This is a genomic window from Streptomyces antnestii (assembly GCF_004005495.1).
Taxonomy (GTDB): domain Bacteria; phylum Actinomycetota; class Actinomycetes; order Streptomycetales; family Streptomycetaceae; genus Streptomyces; species Streptomyces antnestii.
The window spans coordinates 13,321-28,714 of the sequence record NZ_RZYA01000009.1 but is presented as its reverse complement, the minus strand read 5'-3'; the positions used below and the strand labels follow the sequence as shown (position 1 = coordinate 28,714).

General features: G+C 71.6%; 16 protein-coding genes and 1 pseudogene. 7 read left to right on the top strand and 10 right to left on the bottom strand.

Annotated features, from left to right (window positions below; translation table 11 throughout):
- Nucleotides 1-184: 184 nt before the first annotated feature.
- Complete coding sequence (locus tag EOT10_RS19955) at nucleotides 185-1,075, top strand: TIGR02452 family protein (RefSeq protein ID WP_189491832.1); 891 nt, start codon at nucleotides 185-187, stop codon at nucleotides 1,073-1,075.
- Here the strand turns inward: EOT10_RS19955 and EOT10_RS19950 are convergent.
- Entirely contained in the window at nucleotides 1,060-1,518 is a 459-nt protein-coding gene (locus EOT10_RS19950; protein ID WP_127829603.1) for a type II toxin-antitoxin system PemK/MazF family toxin, read from the bottom strand. The two genes, EOT10_RS19955 and EOT10_RS19950, sit on opposite strands and share 16 nt — an antisense overlap.
- 118 nt (nucleotides 1,519-1,636) lie before the next feature.
- Between EOT10_RS19950 and EOT10_RS19945 the strand changes: the two genes are divergently transcribed.
- On the top strand, nucleotides 1,637-2,734 hold the full coding sequence (locus EOT10_RS19945) for a LacI family DNA-binding transcriptional regulator (RefSeq protein WP_127829602.1): 1,098 nt from the start codon (nucleotides 1,637-1,639) through the stop codon (nucleotides 2,732-2,734).
- A gap of 137 nt (nucleotides 2,735-2,871) precedes the next feature.
- On the opposite strand, the gene trxA is transcribed toward EOT10_RS19945, so the two are convergent.
- Entirely contained in the window at nucleotides 2,872-3,285 is a 414-nt protein-coding gene (trxA, locus tag EOT10_RS19940; protein WP_127829601.1) for a thioredoxin, read from the bottom strand.
- A 127-nt stretch (nucleotides 3,286-3,412) separates the two neighbouring features.
- Here trxA and EOT10_RS19935 point away from each other — a divergent pair, with 127 nt between their 5' ends.
- The 3 genes from EOT10_RS19935 to EOT10_RS19925 all read left to right on the top strand — a co-directional run bounded on the left by EOT10_RS19935 (nucleotide 3,413) and on the right by EOT10_RS19925 (nucleotide 6,751).
- A complete protein-coding gene (locus EOT10_RS19935; protein WP_127829600.1) occupies nucleotides 3,413-4,840 on the top strand; it encodes a dihydrolipoyl dehydrogenase family protein in 1,428 nt (475 codons plus the stop codon).
- A gap of 122 nt (nucleotides 4,841-4,962) precedes the next feature.
- Nucleotides 4,963-5,541 carry a winged helix-turn-helix domain-containing protein gene (locus tag EOT10_RS19930; protein WP_127829599.1) on the top strand — a complete coding sequence of 193 codons (579 nt, stop codon included), beginning with the start codon at nucleotides 4,963-4,965 and terminating at the stop codon, nucleotides 5,539-5,541.
- 4 nt (nucleotides 5,542-5,545) lie between these two features.
- Nucleotides 5,546-6,751, top strand: a complete 1,206-nt coding sequence (locus EOT10_RS19925; protein ID WP_127829598.1) for an MFS transporter — start codon at nucleotides 5,546-5,548, stop codon at nucleotides 6,749-6,751.
- Between the two features lie 58 nt (nucleotides 6,752-6,809).
- On the opposite strand, the gene EOT10_RS19920 is transcribed toward EOT10_RS19925, so the two are convergent.
- Together EOT10_RS19920 and EOT10_RS19915 are read right to left on the bottom strand one after the other, a co-directional pair.
- On the bottom strand, nucleotides 6,810-7,994 hold the full coding sequence (locus EOT10_RS19920; RefSeq protein WP_127829597.1) for a methyltransferase: 1,185 nt from the start codon (nucleotides 7,992-7,994) through the stop codon (nucleotides 6,810-6,812).
- Nucleotides 7,995-8,211: 217 nt separating this feature from the next.
- Nucleotides 8,212-8,562 carry a tetratricopeptide repeat protein gene (locus EOT10_RS19915; protein ID WP_127829817.1) on the bottom strand — a complete coding sequence of 117 codons (351 nt, stop codon included), beginning with the start codon at nucleotides 8,560-8,562 and terminating at the stop codon, nucleotides 8,212-8,214.
- 125 nt (nucleotides 8,563-8,687) lie between these two features.
- Here EOT10_RS19915 and EOT10_RS19910 point away from each other — a divergent pair, with 125 nt between their 5' ends.
- Complete coding sequence (locus EOT10_RS19910; protein ID WP_127829596.1) at nucleotides 8,688-9,653, top strand: pirin family protein; 966 nt, start codon at nucleotides 8,688-8,690, stop codon at nucleotides 9,651-9,653.
- 272 nt (nucleotides 9,654-9,925) lie between these two features.
- Here EOT10_RS19910 and EOT10_RS19905 read toward each other — a convergent pair whose 3' ends face one another.
- The 3 genes from EOT10_RS19905 to EOT10_RS19895 form a co-directional block, all read right to left on the bottom strand.
- Nucleotides 9,926-10,384: a CBS domain-containing protein gene (locus EOT10_RS19905; protein ID WP_127829595.1), complete on the bottom strand. Its 459-nt coding sequence runs from the start codon at nucleotides 10,382-10,384 to the stop codon at nucleotides 9,926-9,928.
- Entirely contained in the window at nucleotides 10,366-10,611 is a 246-nt protein-coding gene (locus tag EOT10_RS43170; protein ID WP_127829594.1) for a DUF1918 domain-containing protein, read from the bottom strand. Before EOT10_RS43170 ends, EOT10_RS19905 begins: the two co-directional genes overlap by 19 nt.
- Nucleotides 10,612-11,270: 659 nt before the next feature.
- Entirely contained in the window at nucleotides 11,271-11,951 is a 681-nt protein-coding gene (locus EOT10_RS19895) for a CBS domain-containing protein (RefSeq protein WP_127829593.1), read from the bottom strand.
- Between the two features lie 280 nt (nucleotides 11,952-12,231).
- Between EOT10_RS19895 and EOT10_RS19890 the strand changes: the two genes are divergently transcribed.
- Entirely contained in the window at nucleotides 12,232-13,131 is a 900-nt protein-coding gene (locus EOT10_RS19890; RefSeq protein WP_127829592.1) for a universal stress protein, read from the top strand.
- A gap of 203 nt (nucleotides 13,132-13,334) precedes the next feature.
- Here EOT10_RS19890 and EOT10_RS42880 read toward each other — a convergent pair whose 3' ends face one another.
- The 3 genes and pseudogenes from EOT10_RS42880 to EOT10_RS19880 all read right to left on the bottom strand — a co-directional run bounded on the left by EOT10_RS42880 (nucleotide 13,335) and on the right by EOT10_RS19880 (nucleotide 15,314).
- Complete coding sequence (locus tag EOT10_RS42880) at nucleotides 13,335-13,628, bottom strand: AMP-binding protein (RefSeq protein WP_317617353.1); 294 nt, start codon at nucleotides 13,626-13,628, stop codon at nucleotides 13,335-13,337.
- Between the two features lie 242 nt (nucleotides 13,629-13,870).
- Nucleotides 13,871-14,281, bottom strand: a pseudogene (locus EOT10_RS43000) (AMP-binding protein); the annotation flags it as partial.
- Between the two features lie 163 nt (nucleotides 14,282-14,444).
- Complete coding sequence (locus EOT10_RS19880) at nucleotides 14,445-15,314, bottom strand: universal stress protein (RefSeq protein ID WP_127829591.1); 870 nt, start codon at nucleotides 15,312-15,314, stop codon at nucleotides 14,445-14,447.
- Nucleotides 15,315-15,394 lie beyond the last annotated feature (80 nt).

The following is a 15,394-nucleotide window of genomic DNA, read 5'->3' as shown; positions in this document are numbered from 1 at the left end:
CGTCCCCGGTAGGGGCCGAGCCGTCGACTCGGCGGGGTTGGGCCGGGCCGGGGCGATGCTCGTCCCACCCAAAACCCTCGCGTCGAATCGCACAAGAGTGCCCCTCGGGTGGCGAAAATCTGTTGCCCGTGGTGTCGCCCTGCGCACACCATGCGTTCATGAGGACGACCACGGGGGGACGGGCGTGAGCGCACGGCTGCGCGGCATCGCGCACCAGACGGAGGAGATCGTCGCGGCGGGCCGGTACACGGCGCCGGACGGCCGGACCGTGCCGATCGCGGCGCAGGTGGCCGCGGCCCGCGAGGCGACACGGACGTACGGACCCGACCCGGTCGACGTCCCCGAGGCGGGACTGTCCGCGCCCACGGTCATCGAGGTCACCGGGGAGTCCACCCTGGAGGCCGCGCACCGCCTCGTCACCACCGGACAGCCACCGGTCGCCGCCCTGAACTTCGCCTCCGCGCGCAACCCCGGCGGCGGCTACCTCAACGGCGCGCAGGCCCAGGAAGAGGCCCTGTGCCGGGCCTCGGCCCTGTACACATGCCTGCTGCGGGCCCGCGACTTCTACGACCACCACCGCGCGGACCGTGACCCGTTCTACACGGACCGTGTCATCCACTCGCCCGCCGTCCCTGTCTTCCGCGACGACCGCGGACACCTGCTCGACCGGCCGTACGCCGTCGGCTTCCTCACCTCACCGGCGCCGAACGCGGGCGTCGTGCGCCGCCGCACCCCGGACCGGGCGGGTGAGATCCCGGCGGCCCTGGCGGCGCGTGCGGAACGCGTCCTGGAAACGGCCGCGGCCAACGGCTACCGGCGCCTCGTGCTCGGAGCGTGGGGCTGCGGTGTGTTCCAGAACGACCCCGCGCAGGTGGCGGCCGCGTTCCGGGGGCTCCTCGACGAGGGGGGCCGGTTCGCGGGCCGCTTCGGGCACATCGTGTTCGGTGTCCTCGACCGCACGCGGGACGCGGCGACGAGGACCGCCTTCGAACGGGCCTTCCCGAACCGGAGTCCGGTCGATCGGATCAAGCCGGTGGATCCGGTGGATCCGGTCGGTGCTCAGCGCCAGCCGTAGCGCTCCTTGAGCCGCAGCACCACGAGGTTGAAGCGCATCCGGTCCAGGGCGCACGCCTCGCGCCGCATACCGCGCTCATGGACCCGCAGGACGCGGCCGATGTTCACCCACGAGTCACGGCCCGCACGGTCCCAGGGCCCACTGCCGATCGGCACCCACACGTTGTCGCCGTTGTGCAGCTTGCTCGACAGCTGCACGGCGAGCAGCGTGCCCGCCGCCTCCCTGGCCACGACGAGGACGGGACGGTCCTTGCCGCGGCCGTCGTTCTCCTCGTACGGCACCCAGGTCCAGACGATCTCGCCCGGGTCGGGGTCGCCGTCGTGGGCCGGCGCGTACTCCGTGCGCACCCGGCCCACCGTGCGCGGCTCGACCTCGGCGGTGGCGGTGTCGCCGGCCCGGCCGGGCTGGTCATCGGTTTGCGGGTCTTCGATGTAGGCAGTCACGCGGGCCACGTTAGGGCCTGCGCGTCCCACTTCGCGGGCCGGGCCCGGCTGTTGGACCGCGACCGCCTGCCCCGCAAGGTATGCCCGGCCGGGAACACGGGCGTACCCGTCTGGAAGGATGCCGTGCGTCATGGTGCAGATACCGAAGCCGCAGCCCGCCCGGAAGCCACGGAAGACACGGACGCCACCGAAGCCAAGGGAGTCCGCCGCGCCGAGCCCGGTGCCGCCGAGCCCGGTGCCCACGAGTGCCGACGTCGCCCGGCTCGCCGGGGTCTCGCGTGCCACCGTCAGCTACGTCCTCAACAACACCAGCGCCGTCAGAATCAGCGAACCCACCCGCCGCCGCGTCCGCGACGCCGCGAGGGACCTCGGCTACGTGCCGCACGCGGCCGCCCGCAGCCTGCGCGCCGGCCACACCCGCATCGTCCTGATGCCCACCCCGCGCGTCCCCGCCGGACCGCTCTACAGCACGCTCTTCAACGACCTCCAGTGGGCGCTCAGCGGCCTCGACTACACGGTCGTCCAGTACGGCAGCGTCAGCCTGCGCGGCGACGACGCGGCGCGCGCCTGGGCCGAACTCCGCCCGGTCGCCGTCCTCGCACCCCCCGACCTGGGCACGCAGGGCGTGGAAGTCCTCCGCCGCTCCGGCGCCAGGGCCGTGATCACGCTCGGCCCGCAGCGCGTCGAGGGTGCGCACGCGCTGCTCATGGACCACCGCGAAGTCGGCCGCGTCGCCGCCGCCCATCTCGTCGAACGGGGCCGACACCGCATCGGGGTCGTCCTGCCGACCGAGCCGGGCCTCGACCACTTCGCGGGCCCACGCCTCGAAGGCGTCCGGCTCGCGTTCCCCGGCACCGGCGCCGCGGTCTTCGAGCTGCCGCTCGCGTACGAGGAGGAGTCGGCGGCCCAACTGGTGCCGCGCATCCGTGAGTTGGGGCTCGACGCCGTGTTCGCGTACAACGACGAGTACGCGATGCTGCTCATGCGGGCGCTCCACGACGCGGGCGTCGGCATCCCGGGGGAGACCGCCGTCATCGGGGCCGACGACCTGATGCTCGGGCGGCTGCTGCGGCCCCGGCTGAGCACCGTACGCATCGAACTGCCGTCCGGGCCGGAGCTCGCCGCGCTCGTCGACCGACTGGTGCGCGACCCGGGCGCGGCGCCCGAGTCGCACGAGATGCTGCGGGCCCGGGTCGTGCCGCGCGAGTCGACCTGAGACCGGAGACCTGATGCCGGAAACCTGAGGCCTGAGGTACTGACGCCGGGCCCGTACGTTCGTACGGTACGGACCCGGCGTCTGTCGCCTGTCGCCTGTCGCCTGTTGTTTGTCGTCTGTCGGCTTCGAAGGGGGCGTCAGGCCTGCTCGGCGCCCGCGCCTGCCCCGCCGTCCTCGCCCGCCTTGGCCTGCTGCTCGGCGATGGACTTGCGGACCTCGTCCATGTCCAGCTTCCTGGCCTGGCCGATCACGTCGTCGAGGGCCTCCTGCGGCAGCGCTCCGGGCTGGGCGAACACCGCGACCTGGTCACGCACGATCATCAGCGTCGGGATCGACTGGATCCCGAACGCGGACGCCAGTTCCGGCTGAGCCTCCGTGTCGATCTTCCCGAACACCAGGTCCGGGTTGGCCTCCGCGGCCTTCTCGTACACGGGCGCGAACTGCCGGCACGGCCCGCACCACGACGCCCAGAAGTCGATCAGCACGAACTCGTTGTCCGTGACCGTCTGGTCGAAGTTCTCCTTGGTGAGCTCCACGGTGGTGCTGCTCATGATGTGCCCTCTTCCTGCTTCCTGGTTGCGGTGCTGAAGCCGCTGTTCACAACGGTCCTGGTGATGGACATATTCCGCGCTCGTACCCGTGTGGCCACGTCGCACACCTACGACCACACTGGGGCCCATGACGGATGAGAACACATACGACGTGGTGGTTCTGGGCGCCGGACCGGTCGGGGAGAACGTCGCGGACCGGGCGCGTGCGGCGGGCCTGAGCACCGCGGTCGTGGAGAGCGAACTTGTCGGCGGCGAGTGCTCGTATTGGGCGTGCATGCCCAGCAAGGCGCTGCTGCGCCCGGTCATCGCCCGCGCCGACGCCCGCCGCGTACCGGGCCTGCGGCAGTCCGTCCAGGGACCACTGGACGCGCCCGCGGTCCTCGCCCACCGCGACGAGTACACCTCGCACTGGAAAGACGACGGCCAGGTCGGCTGGCTGGAGTCCATCGGCGTCGACCTCTACCGCGGCAAGGGGCGCCTCGCGGGCACCCGCCGCGTCACGGTCACCGGCGCCGACGGCACCGAACAGGTCCTCACGGCCCGGCACGCCGTCGCGGTCTGCACCGGCTCCCGCGCCGCCCTCCCCGACCTGCCCGGTCTCGCCGACGTCGGGCCGTGGACCAGCCGCGAGGCCACGAGCGCCCAGAAGGTGCCGGGCCGCCTCGTCGTCGTGGGCGGCGGAGTCGTCGCCGCCGAGATGGCCACGGCCTGGCAGGCCCTCGGCTCACAGGTCACGATGCTCGTACGGGGCAAGGGGCTGCTGCCCCGGATGGAGCCCTTCGCCGGCGAGCTGGTCACCGACGCCCTGACCGAGGCCGGGGCGGACGTGCGGACCGGGGTCTCCGTGAAGGGCGTCACCCGGGACGGCGCAGGCACCGTCGTCACCACTCTGGACGACGGCTCGACCCTCGAATCCGACGAGATCCTCTTCGCCACCGGCCGCGCGCCCCGCACGGACGACATCGGCCTGGAGACCGTCGGCCTCGAACCCGGCTCCTGGCTCCCCGTCGACGACAGCCTCCGCGTCCAGGGCAGTACGTGGCTGTACGCGGTCGGCGACGCGAACCACCGCGCGCTCCTCACCCACCAGGGCAAGTACCAGGCCCGTATCGCGGGCGCCGCCATCGCCGCCCGCGCCAAGGGAGTGCCGCTCCTGGAGACGGACCGCTGGGGCGCGCACGCGGCGACCGCCGACCACTCGGCCGTCCCGCAGGTCGTCTTCACCGACCCGGAGGCCGCCTCGGCGGGCCTCACACTCGCGGAGGCCGAGGCGGCCGGCCACCGGGTCCGCGCCGTCGACAAGAACATCGAGTCGGCAGCGGGCGCGGGACTGTACGCCGACGGCTACCGGGGCCGCGCCCGCATGATCGTCGACCTCGACCGCGAGATCCTCCTCGGCGTCACCTTCGTCGGCCCGGGCGTGGGCGAACTCATCCACTCGGCGACGGTCGCGGTCGCGGGCGAGGTCCCCATCGACCGCCTGTGGCACGCGGTCCCGGCGTATCCGACGGTGAGCGAGGTGTGGCTGAGACTGCTGGAGGCGTACCGGGGCTGAGGCGTCGGGGGCATAGGGTCTGCGAACACCTCTACGCGAAGCTTCTTCGCGAACATCTCTTCGCGAAGAGGTATTCGCGAAGAAGCTTTCGCGAAGAGATGTTCGCAATCTAGTCTGGGGTCATGGCAGACACCGGCTCCACGCCTCCGCCCGCCGACGGCATCACCCTCGACGCGGCCGCCCTGCGCGTCCTCGCGCACCCCACGCGCCTCGCCCTCCTGAACCGGCTGCGGCGCGACGGCCCGGCCACCGTGCGCGGACTCGCGGCGCAGTTCGAGCTCGACTCGGGCGCGGCCAGCTACCACCTGCGCAGGCTTGCGGCGGGCGGCCTCATCGAGGAGGCAACCGAACTGGGCGACAAGCGCGACCGATGGTGGCGCGCCGTGCACCGGACCTCGTACCACGACCCGGCGGAACGGGGCGGCGCCGAGGGCAGGGCGTACACGCAGGCCGTGGCGGTCGCCGCCGCCGACTCCCTGAGGCACGCCGCTGCCGAGGCGGTGCCCTCGATGCCCGAGGAATGGTTCGCGGCCACCGCCTTCAGCGACTACGAGCTGCGGCTGACGCCGGATGAACTGGCCTCGCTGAAGGACGAGTTGGCCGCCGTCGTCCACCGCTACCAAGACCGTAAGCCCGCCGCAGGGGCAGCCTCCGTCACCGTCCAGTTCCAGGCCTTTCCGCGCGACGTCACCGGGCGGTAGCCCCGTGCCGCCCGCGTTCCGCGACCGCAACATCCTGCGCTGGCTCGGCGCCTACACATCCTCCGTCACCGGCGACGTCATCTACTACACGGCCCTCACCTGGGCCGTCACGAGAAGCGCGGGCCCCGCCGCCGCGGGCGTGGTGCTCGCAGCCGGCGCGATACCCCGGGCCGTTCTGATGCCGGCGGGAGGCGTGCTGGCCGATCGGTTCGGGCCGCGGCGCGTGCTGATCGGCAGCGACGTCGTACGCTGCGTCGCCGTGCTGGCCGTCGCGGCGGCGACGTACGCGGACGGCCCGCATCTCGGATTCCTGCTCCTGCTGGCCGGGTGCTTCGGCGCCGTGGACGCGGTGTTCATGCCCGCGGTCGGCGCGCTCCCGCCCTGCCTCACCGAGTCGCACCAGCTCGTCCGGGTCCAGGGCATGCGCACGCTGGCGGTGCGCCTCGCCAACGCCGCAGGCCCCCTGGCCGCCGCGCTGATCCTCACCGCGAGTGGCGCCTCCGGCGCGTTCGCCACGGTCGGCCTCCTGTTCGCACTCTCCCTCGCCCTGCTCGCAGCCGTACGGGTCCCCACTCCACCCACGCACGCCGACAGTGCGGGGCGCACGTCGCCGTGGGCCGAACTCCTCGACGGACTGCGGTACTTGAAGGAGCGTCGCGCGCTCACGCGGCTCGTCGCCGTCATCGCACTGGGCGAGCTGTGCTTCAGCGGGCCGGTCGGGGCAGGACTCGTACTCCTCGTGGACGAGAGAGGCTGGGGAGCCGCCGAACTCGCCCTGCCGCTCGCCGCGTTCAGCGTCGGCGGCGCGGCCACGGGACTCGCCCTCACGGTGGCACGGGCCGTACCCAGGGCGGGGGCGGCCGTCGCCGGCTCGCTGCTCGTGACGGCCGTCCTCGTCACCGCGCTCGCCGCCCCCGGCGCGACGCCCGGGGGAGTGGCAGCCCTGTGCGCCGCCCTCGGCGCCGCGAGCGGGATATCGATGGTCATGGGCCAGGCCCTGCTCCAGAAGGAGACCGAGGCCCGCTACGTAGGCCGCGTCACCGCGGTGACCACCCTGTGCACGCTGGGCCTCAGCCCGCTCGTCTACCCCGTCGTCGGATTCGTCGCGGCGACCTGGGGGACCGGGGTGTTCTTCGCCGCGTGCGGCGCCGTCTGCCTCCTGGCGGCCGGCGTCGCCGCGACACCCGAGGTGCGCTCGGCGCGCCTATGACGGCTGCGGCACGCCCACGACAAGGCTGCGGCACGCCCACGACAAGGCTGCGGCACGCCTATGACCGCTCGCCGCGCTCCTTCTTGACGGCGCGCAGGACCACGAACTTCGGGTCGCTGGCGATGAGTTCACTGTTGCCGAAGAGGCGCCGCAGCTTCACGTGGTAGCCGAGGTGGCGGTTGCCGATGACCCACAGCTCGCCGCCCGGCCGCAGCGCATCCCGCGCGTCGGCGAACATCCGCATCGCCGTCGCGGCGGTCGTCGCCTGGTGCGAGTGGAACGGCGGATTGTTCAGGACCAGGTCCGCGCTGCCCGCGGGCAGCTCCGCGAGACCGTCACCCACGAGGAACCGTGCCCTCGCCTCGGGATACCGCGACGGGTCGACGTTCGCCTCGTACGTGTCCTCGGCCGACGCGACCGCCTGGAACGACTCGTCCGTGAACACGATCTCGGCTCGCGGGTTCTTCAGCGCCATGGCCGTACCGACGACACCGTTGCCGCAGCCCAGGTCCACCACGCGCTCGGCCCCCTCGCTGCGGGGCAGATGCTGGAGCAGGAAGCGGGTGCCGATGTCGAGGCGCTCGGCGCAGAACACCCCGGCGTGATTGGTGACGGTCAGGCCCGACACGGGGCCGACACCGTCGGGCAGCGCGTAGCGGTGCGGCCAGGGGTTGCGCGGCCGGACGAGCCCCGGGAGCGGCGTCGTGAAGATGAGCCGCGCCTTCTTCTCGGCGAGGGACGTCCGCGTCGGGCCGATGACGCGCTCGAACAGCTTCAGCGTCGAGGTGTGGATCTCCTTGACCATGCCCGTACCGACGACCACGGTGCCTTCGTGGACGGCGGGCGCGATGCGGTGCAGCTGGTCCTCCAGGAGCGCCAGGCTCTTGGGAACGCGCACCAGGAGTACGTCCACACGCTCCGGCGGCGCGTCCTGGGTGGTGAGCAGGCGCACGGCCGCCTCGTCGAGACCGGCGCGGCCGAGATTGGCGCGGGTCGCGCGCTGCCCGAGGTACGAGTCGGAGATCGTGGTCGGCCGGTCGGTGTGCCCGGCCAGGGCCGTGGTGAGGGCGCCCCACCGGTCGCCGATCACTACCACCGACCCCGACAGGTCGCACTTGCTGTCGGCGAGGTGCCGCAGCAGATACTCGTCGGCGGCGTCCCACGCGCGCAGCTGATCGCGGGGATCCTCGGGAAAACGGGCGAGGTCGAACTCGCCCCATGGCGTCTCGAAACGGTTGCTCATCGTTCCGCCAGGCTAGCGGAGCCGCAGATCAGCGCGGCCGGGGGCGGGGCCGTAGCGCGGCCGGATCGGGGCCGACCGGCCCAGCGGCCGACCCCTGCCGTACGCCACAGGCGCCCCTGCCGTACAGCTTGGGCGCCCTGCCGTACGGCCCAGGCGCCCCCGCCGTACAGCTCGGGCGACCCCTGCCGTGCGGCTCGATCGTCCCCTGCCGTACGGCTCAGGCGTCGCCGAAGTCGCCGGCGAACGCCGCCGCCATGCGCAGATGCGGACCCGCCTCCTCGTGACGGCCCTGCCGCTCCAGGGTGCGGCCCAGCATCAGACGGGCGTAGTGCTCGACCGGGTCACGCTCGATGACGGAGCGGAGCTCGGTCTCGGCGCGGCCCAGCTGGGCCGAGTGGTAGTACGCGCGGGCCAGCAGCAGCCGCGCCGCCACCTGGTCCGGCACCTCGGCGACCAGGTCGTCGAGGATCTGCGCCGCGAGCGTGTACTCCTTGGCGTCGAAGAACTTCCGGGCGCGCTCCCAGCGCTCCGCGGCCGTGCCCTGCGTGTAGTAGTCGGTCGTGTTCACCACTTCGTGCCTCCTCGACCGCCGTCAACCGTACGGACCCGGCGCATATTCCGACCCGGTGGCTGCGCGGGTCCACCCGTACGCGCGCCTGACGCGACGGCCTGCTCGGGGCTAGGTTGTGAGGCATGAGCAATCTTGATCGCGAGGCCGTGCCGACACTGTGCGGCGGCCGGGGCTTCGTCGTGGCGGAGCCCGTACGTGAACTCCTCTCCCCGCGTCACGTCAAGCTCGGCGAGTCCACCGAGGTCCGCCGACTGCTTCCGAACCTCGGCCGGCGCATGGTCGGCGCGTGGGCCTTCGTCGATCACTACGGTCCCGACGACATCGCCGACGAACCCGGCATGCAGGTACCGCCCCACCCCCACATGGGTCTGCAGACGGTGAGCTGGCTGCACGAGGGCGAGGTGCTGCACCGCGACTCCACGGGCAGTCTGCAGACGATCAGGCCCCGCGAACTGGGACTCATGACGTCCGGACGGGCCATCAGCCACTCCGAGGAGAGCCCGCGCCCGCACGCCCGCTTCCTGCACGGCGCGCAGCTGTGGGTGGCCCTGCCGGACAGCCACCGCCACACCGACCCCCACTTCGAGCACCACGCCGACCTGCCCAGGGTCACGGCGCCCGGCCTCAGCGCGACGCTGATCCTCGGCGAGCTCGACGGCGCGGCGTCACCCGGCACGACGTACACGCCCATCGTGGGAGCGGACCTCACTCTGGCCGACGGAGCGGATCTGTCCGTTCCCCTGGAACCGGACTTCGAGTACGCGGTCCTGTGCATGTCGGGCGAGACCCACGTCGACGGCGTCCCGGTCCTGCCGGGCTCCATGCTCTACCTCGGCTGCGGCCGCACCGAACTCCCGCTGCGCGCCGAGTCGGACGCGTCCGTGATGCTCCTCGGCGGCGAGCCGTTCGACGAGGAACTGGTCATGTGGTGGAACTTCATCGGCAGATCGCAGGACGACATCACCCAGGCCCGGGAGGACTGGATGACCGGGTCGAGGTTTGGGGAAGTGAAGGGATACGACGGAGATCCCCTGGCTGCGCCAGAACTGCCGCCTGTCCCGCTGAAACCTCGGGGAAGAGTGCGCTGACCTGCCTCTCCGTGGCGTGATTCAAACGAAGCCGGGTGAGGGGCAAATCGACTCGCCCGGCTTCTCTTCACTGCGATCGCAAATGTCTCTTGGGCGCTTTGGCCCCACGTCCGCGAGTCGCAGGTGTCGTCATCTGTGGGCAGCTCTCATCAGACTGATGCTGACCCAATGCTGACTTTCCTGACGGTGCATCAGGACCTCTGCCGTGTCCACCAGGCCACACGCACGCCGTAGGGACCGACATCGAAGCACGCTGTTCCCGAGAGCCCGAGTCACGGCTTGTGCGAGGGCACAACTGCCGACGGGGGCTCGGGTGGCTCCTGCAGCACGCTCCAGGAGACAGGTCCCAGCAGGTCGGCCAGCCGCCCCAGGACGTCGAGGAAGAGATCGTCGATCGTGAGCACACCCACCGCCTCGCCCTCGCGCAGCACGGGAAGGCGGCGCACCCCGGTGCGGCGGAACGTCCGGTATGCCATGTCAAGGTCGTCGTCAGCTTCGACGGCCACGACCCTCGCCGACATCACAGCGTCGACCCGGGCCTCCCGGTCCAGGCCGCCGCCCATGCCACGCACGGCGATGTCGCGGTCGGTGACGATGCCGCACACGGCTCCGTCCCTGATGACGAGGAGAGAGCCGACAGCTGACTCGACCATCAGCCGGGTCGCCTCAGCCAGGGAGTCGTGGGGCGCGACGCACACGGGTGGGGCAGCCATCACCTCGGAGACTTGCATGCTTCTCCTCCTTGCCGGCGAGTTCCGATCACTGTCCGTTCGCCGCGAGGCGCCGCGGTCTCGCATGGAGCTGACGGCTCATCGGCTTGCGGGTCCGTCCTGACGGGCTCGTGCCTCAGGTGGCGGACGCAGGCATCTGGTCCGGGGAAGTGCCGGGTCACCCGGCTGTCCTCTGCCCAGCGCACGTCACAGCGAGGGCTGCCACCGGGGTGGTGAACGCCGATCACTTCGCTGTACGGGTACGGGCGTGGTCATGGTCTTCTCGCTTCCCGCCGACGCGGAACGCCCCGCCAATCCCATGGAAGTACCGGTGTCGCGTATGTGCCAGAGGCCACTGGGACCAGGTTGCCACCGGCCGGTCCGGCCTCGCGGCCACCTGGCACGGACGGGAGAGATGACGCTGTACTTGCGCGGCCTGAAGAGCACCGCCGGGCGCCGCGCGCCGGGCGGTGTCCGCGACTCCTGTCGGAGCTGGAGGTGGCCTGGTCGGTAAACGCCACGTGGCCGGTCGTGGCGCCAATGTGGGAACCCCGGCCCAGAGGCCATCCGTCTCCTTCCGCGGCGGACCGGACGCCGCACAGGGGACCGGTCGGCCCTGTGCCCCGTGTCGTGGCCAGGGCCTCAGTGTGAGTGTCCGGCCTCAACGGGACGGAGACGCCGTGCCTGTCCCGGTCCGGCCGTACTTCCGCCGGGAGTGTGAGCGGCATGATGTTCTGGTACGGCAACGGCACGAACTGACGTCGGAGCACACCGACACCGTGACGTCCTGCCCGGAGTACAAGGTCACAGCGGTACGTCTGCGCCCCGCCGTGCCGGAGGCCTGAACGGCGCGCGCGATCGGGCGACCGTTCATGGTCGGCCATGACCGGGGCCGACCGGCGACGTGTTAGCGCGGTGGTTCCACGTCGAGAGCGAGGTTGTCGTAGGCGTAATCGATCGACTCGTGCAGTGCGACCACCCCGTCGACCGACCGGCACAGACGCACGAGTACCGGGATGTCGGCTCGTCCGTCGACCCGGCCGCGCAAGGTCACGACTCCGTCCTCCACGGTCACGTGGACCATGTCGGGTGTGTATCGCAGAATGCCGGCCAGCACGTCGTGCTCGATCTCATCACGGATGGCGGAGTCGCCGCGCAGGAAGGGCCGCAGCAGATCGCTGCGGCTGACGATCCCGACGAGCCGTCCGCTCTCGTCGATCACGGGAAGACGTTTCACGCCCTCACGGTGCATGGTCCTGGCGGTCTCGACGATGTTCCAGTTCGGGCGCGCCACCAGCGCCGGCGTGGACATCAGTCCGGCTGCCGTCTCCGCGCCCGTGGGGCCGCGCTCCTCCTGAGCAGGCGGCCGGACGCCGGCTCCGCGGCCTTCGAGATCGGGGAGGTCGGCGGTGGCCCGCAGCAGATCTGCCTCCGAGACCACGCCGAGCGGGCGCCGGTCCTCGTCGACGACGGGTACCGCCGTGACGTCGTGGTCCGCGAAGAGACGGGCGATCTCCTTGAACGGGGTGGCTGGGGTGGCGGTGATCACGTTGTGCGTCATCACCTCGAAGACGGTTCGGTGCTGCATGACGGTCCTCCCGAACGGGATGAGACGGTCCCGTGCCTCCACTGTGGTGCCCGGGCACTGACTGACGGCAGTGCCGAACGGTCCCCTCACGGGACTGCTGGCCCCTATGAGGACGGCCGAAGGGCGGAGACAGGCGGAGGCTAAGGCCGATGACCGTCGCGGTGCCGGATGGAGGGACGGACGGGCCCGCGCCGGGATCCGACCGGCCCTACCGAGAGCAGGCACCCGGTGCGAGCGTGGCCATGAGGGATCCGACCGCACTCGGAAGGCGGTGGGGACGATGGACTCGCCCGTGGTGGTGGGCGTCGACGGTTCCGACGCCAGTCTCACGGCCCTGGACTGGGCAGTCGACGAAGCGAGACGGCACGGTCGCTCGCTGCGCATCGTGCACGCCTCGCTGTGGGAGCGATACGAAGGCGTCGTACCGGCGACGAGCACCGACCTGCCCTCGGCCCAGGTCCTCGCCGAGAACATCGTCGGCACGGCCGCAGAGCGGGCCCGGCGACGCGCACCCGGCCTCTCCGTCACCATGGACGTCATCCCCGAGGACGCGTCCGGTGCGCTCCTCAGCGAGGGACACGGAGCCATGGTCCTGGTCGTCGGGTCCCGGGGGAGGGGAGAGGTGGCCGGCCTTCTGCTCGGGTCGGTCGGCCTCGTCGTGGCCGCGCGCGCCAGCGGACCGGTCGTCGTCGTCCGTGGGGACCGGCATGCGTTGGAGGCGCGCCACGAGCGGATCCTGCTGGGCGTCGGTGATCACGACGTGGACTCGCCGGCCATCCGGTTCGCGTTCCGCGAGGCAGCGGTCCGGGACGCGGAACTCGATGTCGTCCGCACCTGGCGACGATCGGCCCACGAACCCATGCACCACCCGCTCATGACCGGCGAGTTCGCTGCGCACTTCGAGCAACAGGCATCGGATTTCCTCGACAAGGCCCTTGAGGCGATGGTGCGCGAGCACCCCCAGGTGCGGCTGAGCAGAAACACGGTCGAGGGACCCGCCCATCGGGTCCTGACCGAGCGCTCCGCCGCAGCCGACCTGCTGGTCGTCGGGGCGCGACGTCGGGACGCCCTCTTCGGCCTGGAGCTCGGCAGAGTCGCCCACCGAGCGCTGCACCATGCCGCATGCCCGGTCGCCGTCGTCTCGCAGCACCACCCGTCCCCTGCCGAGAGTGCCCCATGACGAATGCGGCTGTCCGGCTTCACATGGGCCGAGCCAGGCCGGGGCCGACCGGTTCCGGTGTGTACGGACCGACCGGTCCGGCCGGTTGCCCCCCTCGGCACCGGGGGCGCTCCGCCCCTGGACGGCATGGTGGGAAGACAGGACCAGACCTCGGTCCCGTCGTCCGGTTCCCGCGTAGGTGAGCGCGATGCAGCAGATCCGGATCAGCCGACACCTCCGGTCAACCCGCCGCCCCTGCCCTCTCGATCCACCTCGAACGGGCCGATCAGGTGTCCCGCCGACTTGATGACGTCGTCGGCGCGGCCGACGAACCAGGACCAGCCGTCGGCGTCCCGCCTGACCAGGTCGCCGGTCAGATACCAGCCGTCGGCGAAGGCGGCCTCGTACCGCTCCTTGTCGTGCAGATGGCCGCGGAACATCGACGGCCGGCCCGGACGTAGCGCCAACTCGCCCTCGGCACCGGGATTTTGCTCCTCGGTGACCCTCCCCTCGGTCACCAGAGCCCGGCCGTCCTCGCCACCAGTTGTCGTGGACGGGCAGGCCCAGCACGTCCTGGCCCCACACCACGGCCTGACATGGATTGCGCCCTTGGGCGCGCCGGTGGTTCCGCTGGTGAAGTGGAGCAGGGCCATGTCCTCGGGCGAGGTCGGCGGAATCGTGAAGGTGCCAGGGGCAGGGCCGCGGTGGTGACCAGGACACGGGCGTCACCGAGACGCAACCGCTGCCCCACCGGATCAGGGCCGAAGGCGGAGAAGAGGGGGCACAGCACGCTGGTGTTCTTCAGCGTGCCCAGCACGGCGGTATACAGCTCGGGACAGCGGCCCAGCAGGGTGAACACGCGGTCCCCGCGGCCGACACCGAGTGACCGCAGGACGTTCGCGAAGCGGTCCGTACGGTGGGCCAGTTCGGCATACGTGACAGTGGAAACGGAGTTGTCACGGGCGACGCACCGCAGCGCGACCTTGTCACGATGATCCGAGCCCGCATGCCGGTCGACCGCCTCGTGTGCGACGTTCAGCCCTCCGCCGGGCAGACCGGCCGGCGTGGCGCGCGCCCGCGACCAGGAGAAATCGGAACGGGCCCGGTCGTAGTCGGTGAGATTCGGTGTGACGCCCGGTGTGATGTCCTTGTGGATCGTCTCCCAGTGCATGTGCGCTCCTCCCGGCACCAGGCGCTGTTCCGCGGTCGACGAGCCAGGCGCGGGGCGCGCGCCGCTTGTTGTCCTCGGCTCACCTCCATGCCATCACCGCTCACCGGCGAGCCCGTAGGGCCGAACGGTCCGGGCCGAGGGACTGGCCAGCCCGTCTTGCGGCTCATTGATGGGGGACGACGGCGACGGGACAGCGCGCGTGATGGAGGGCGGCCTGGGCGACGGGGCCCAGACGCGGCAGGGCGGGACGGTGTGCGCGTCGGCCGACGACCAGTATCCCGGAGCCCTCGGCAGCCCGTACGACGGCTTTGGCGGCGCTTTCGAGCGCGAGGCTGTCGACCAGCTTCACCTGCGGGAACTTCTCCTGCCAGGGACGGAGGGCCCGGACCAGTTCCTTCTGCGCGTCCTGTCTGATCTCGTCGGCCACTTCGTGGTCCACGCCCCAGGGGACGTAGGCGTTGACAGGCAGGCTCTGACCATGGACGGCGCGAAGGGGAACGCCGCGCGCCGCGGCGCTGGCGAAGGCGAATTCGAGCAGGTCGTCGCAGGGGCCGTGCAGTTTCAGCGCCACCACGACATCGCCTGCCGTAGTTGGTGTCGGCTGCGGCCCTTCTTCTTGTTCGGCGCGGACCAGGACCACCGGGCGCTCGGCCCGTGCCACGACGGGCATGCTGATGTCGCCCAGGAAGTAGCTCGCCATGGCCTGCAGCCCCCGCGAGCCGAGCACGGTCATGTCGGACTCCGCCGCCGCCTGCAGCAGAGCATTCTGAGCGTCGTCGGCGATCAGACTGCCGACGATGGTGAGGCTCGGGTGGTGCGCTTGGAGCTCCGTGCGCGCGTTGTGTACGAGCCGCTTCGCCCAGTAGTTCTGATCGACCTCAGAGGGAGTGTGGGTCGGCTCCGGCACCAGCAGTGGCCATGCGTGCAGCAGGCGCAGTGTGAGATGGCGCCGCTCCGCTTCGCCGGCTGCCCAGTGGGCGGCTGCAAGGCTCTCGCGTGAGCCGTCGAGGCCCACGGTGACGACTGGCTCCATGACGACTTCCTCCGTCTCGCACGACGACGGAAAGGTGAGGGCGAAAGAGTCCGCCCCGTCGCGACAGCGCGGGCACGCCC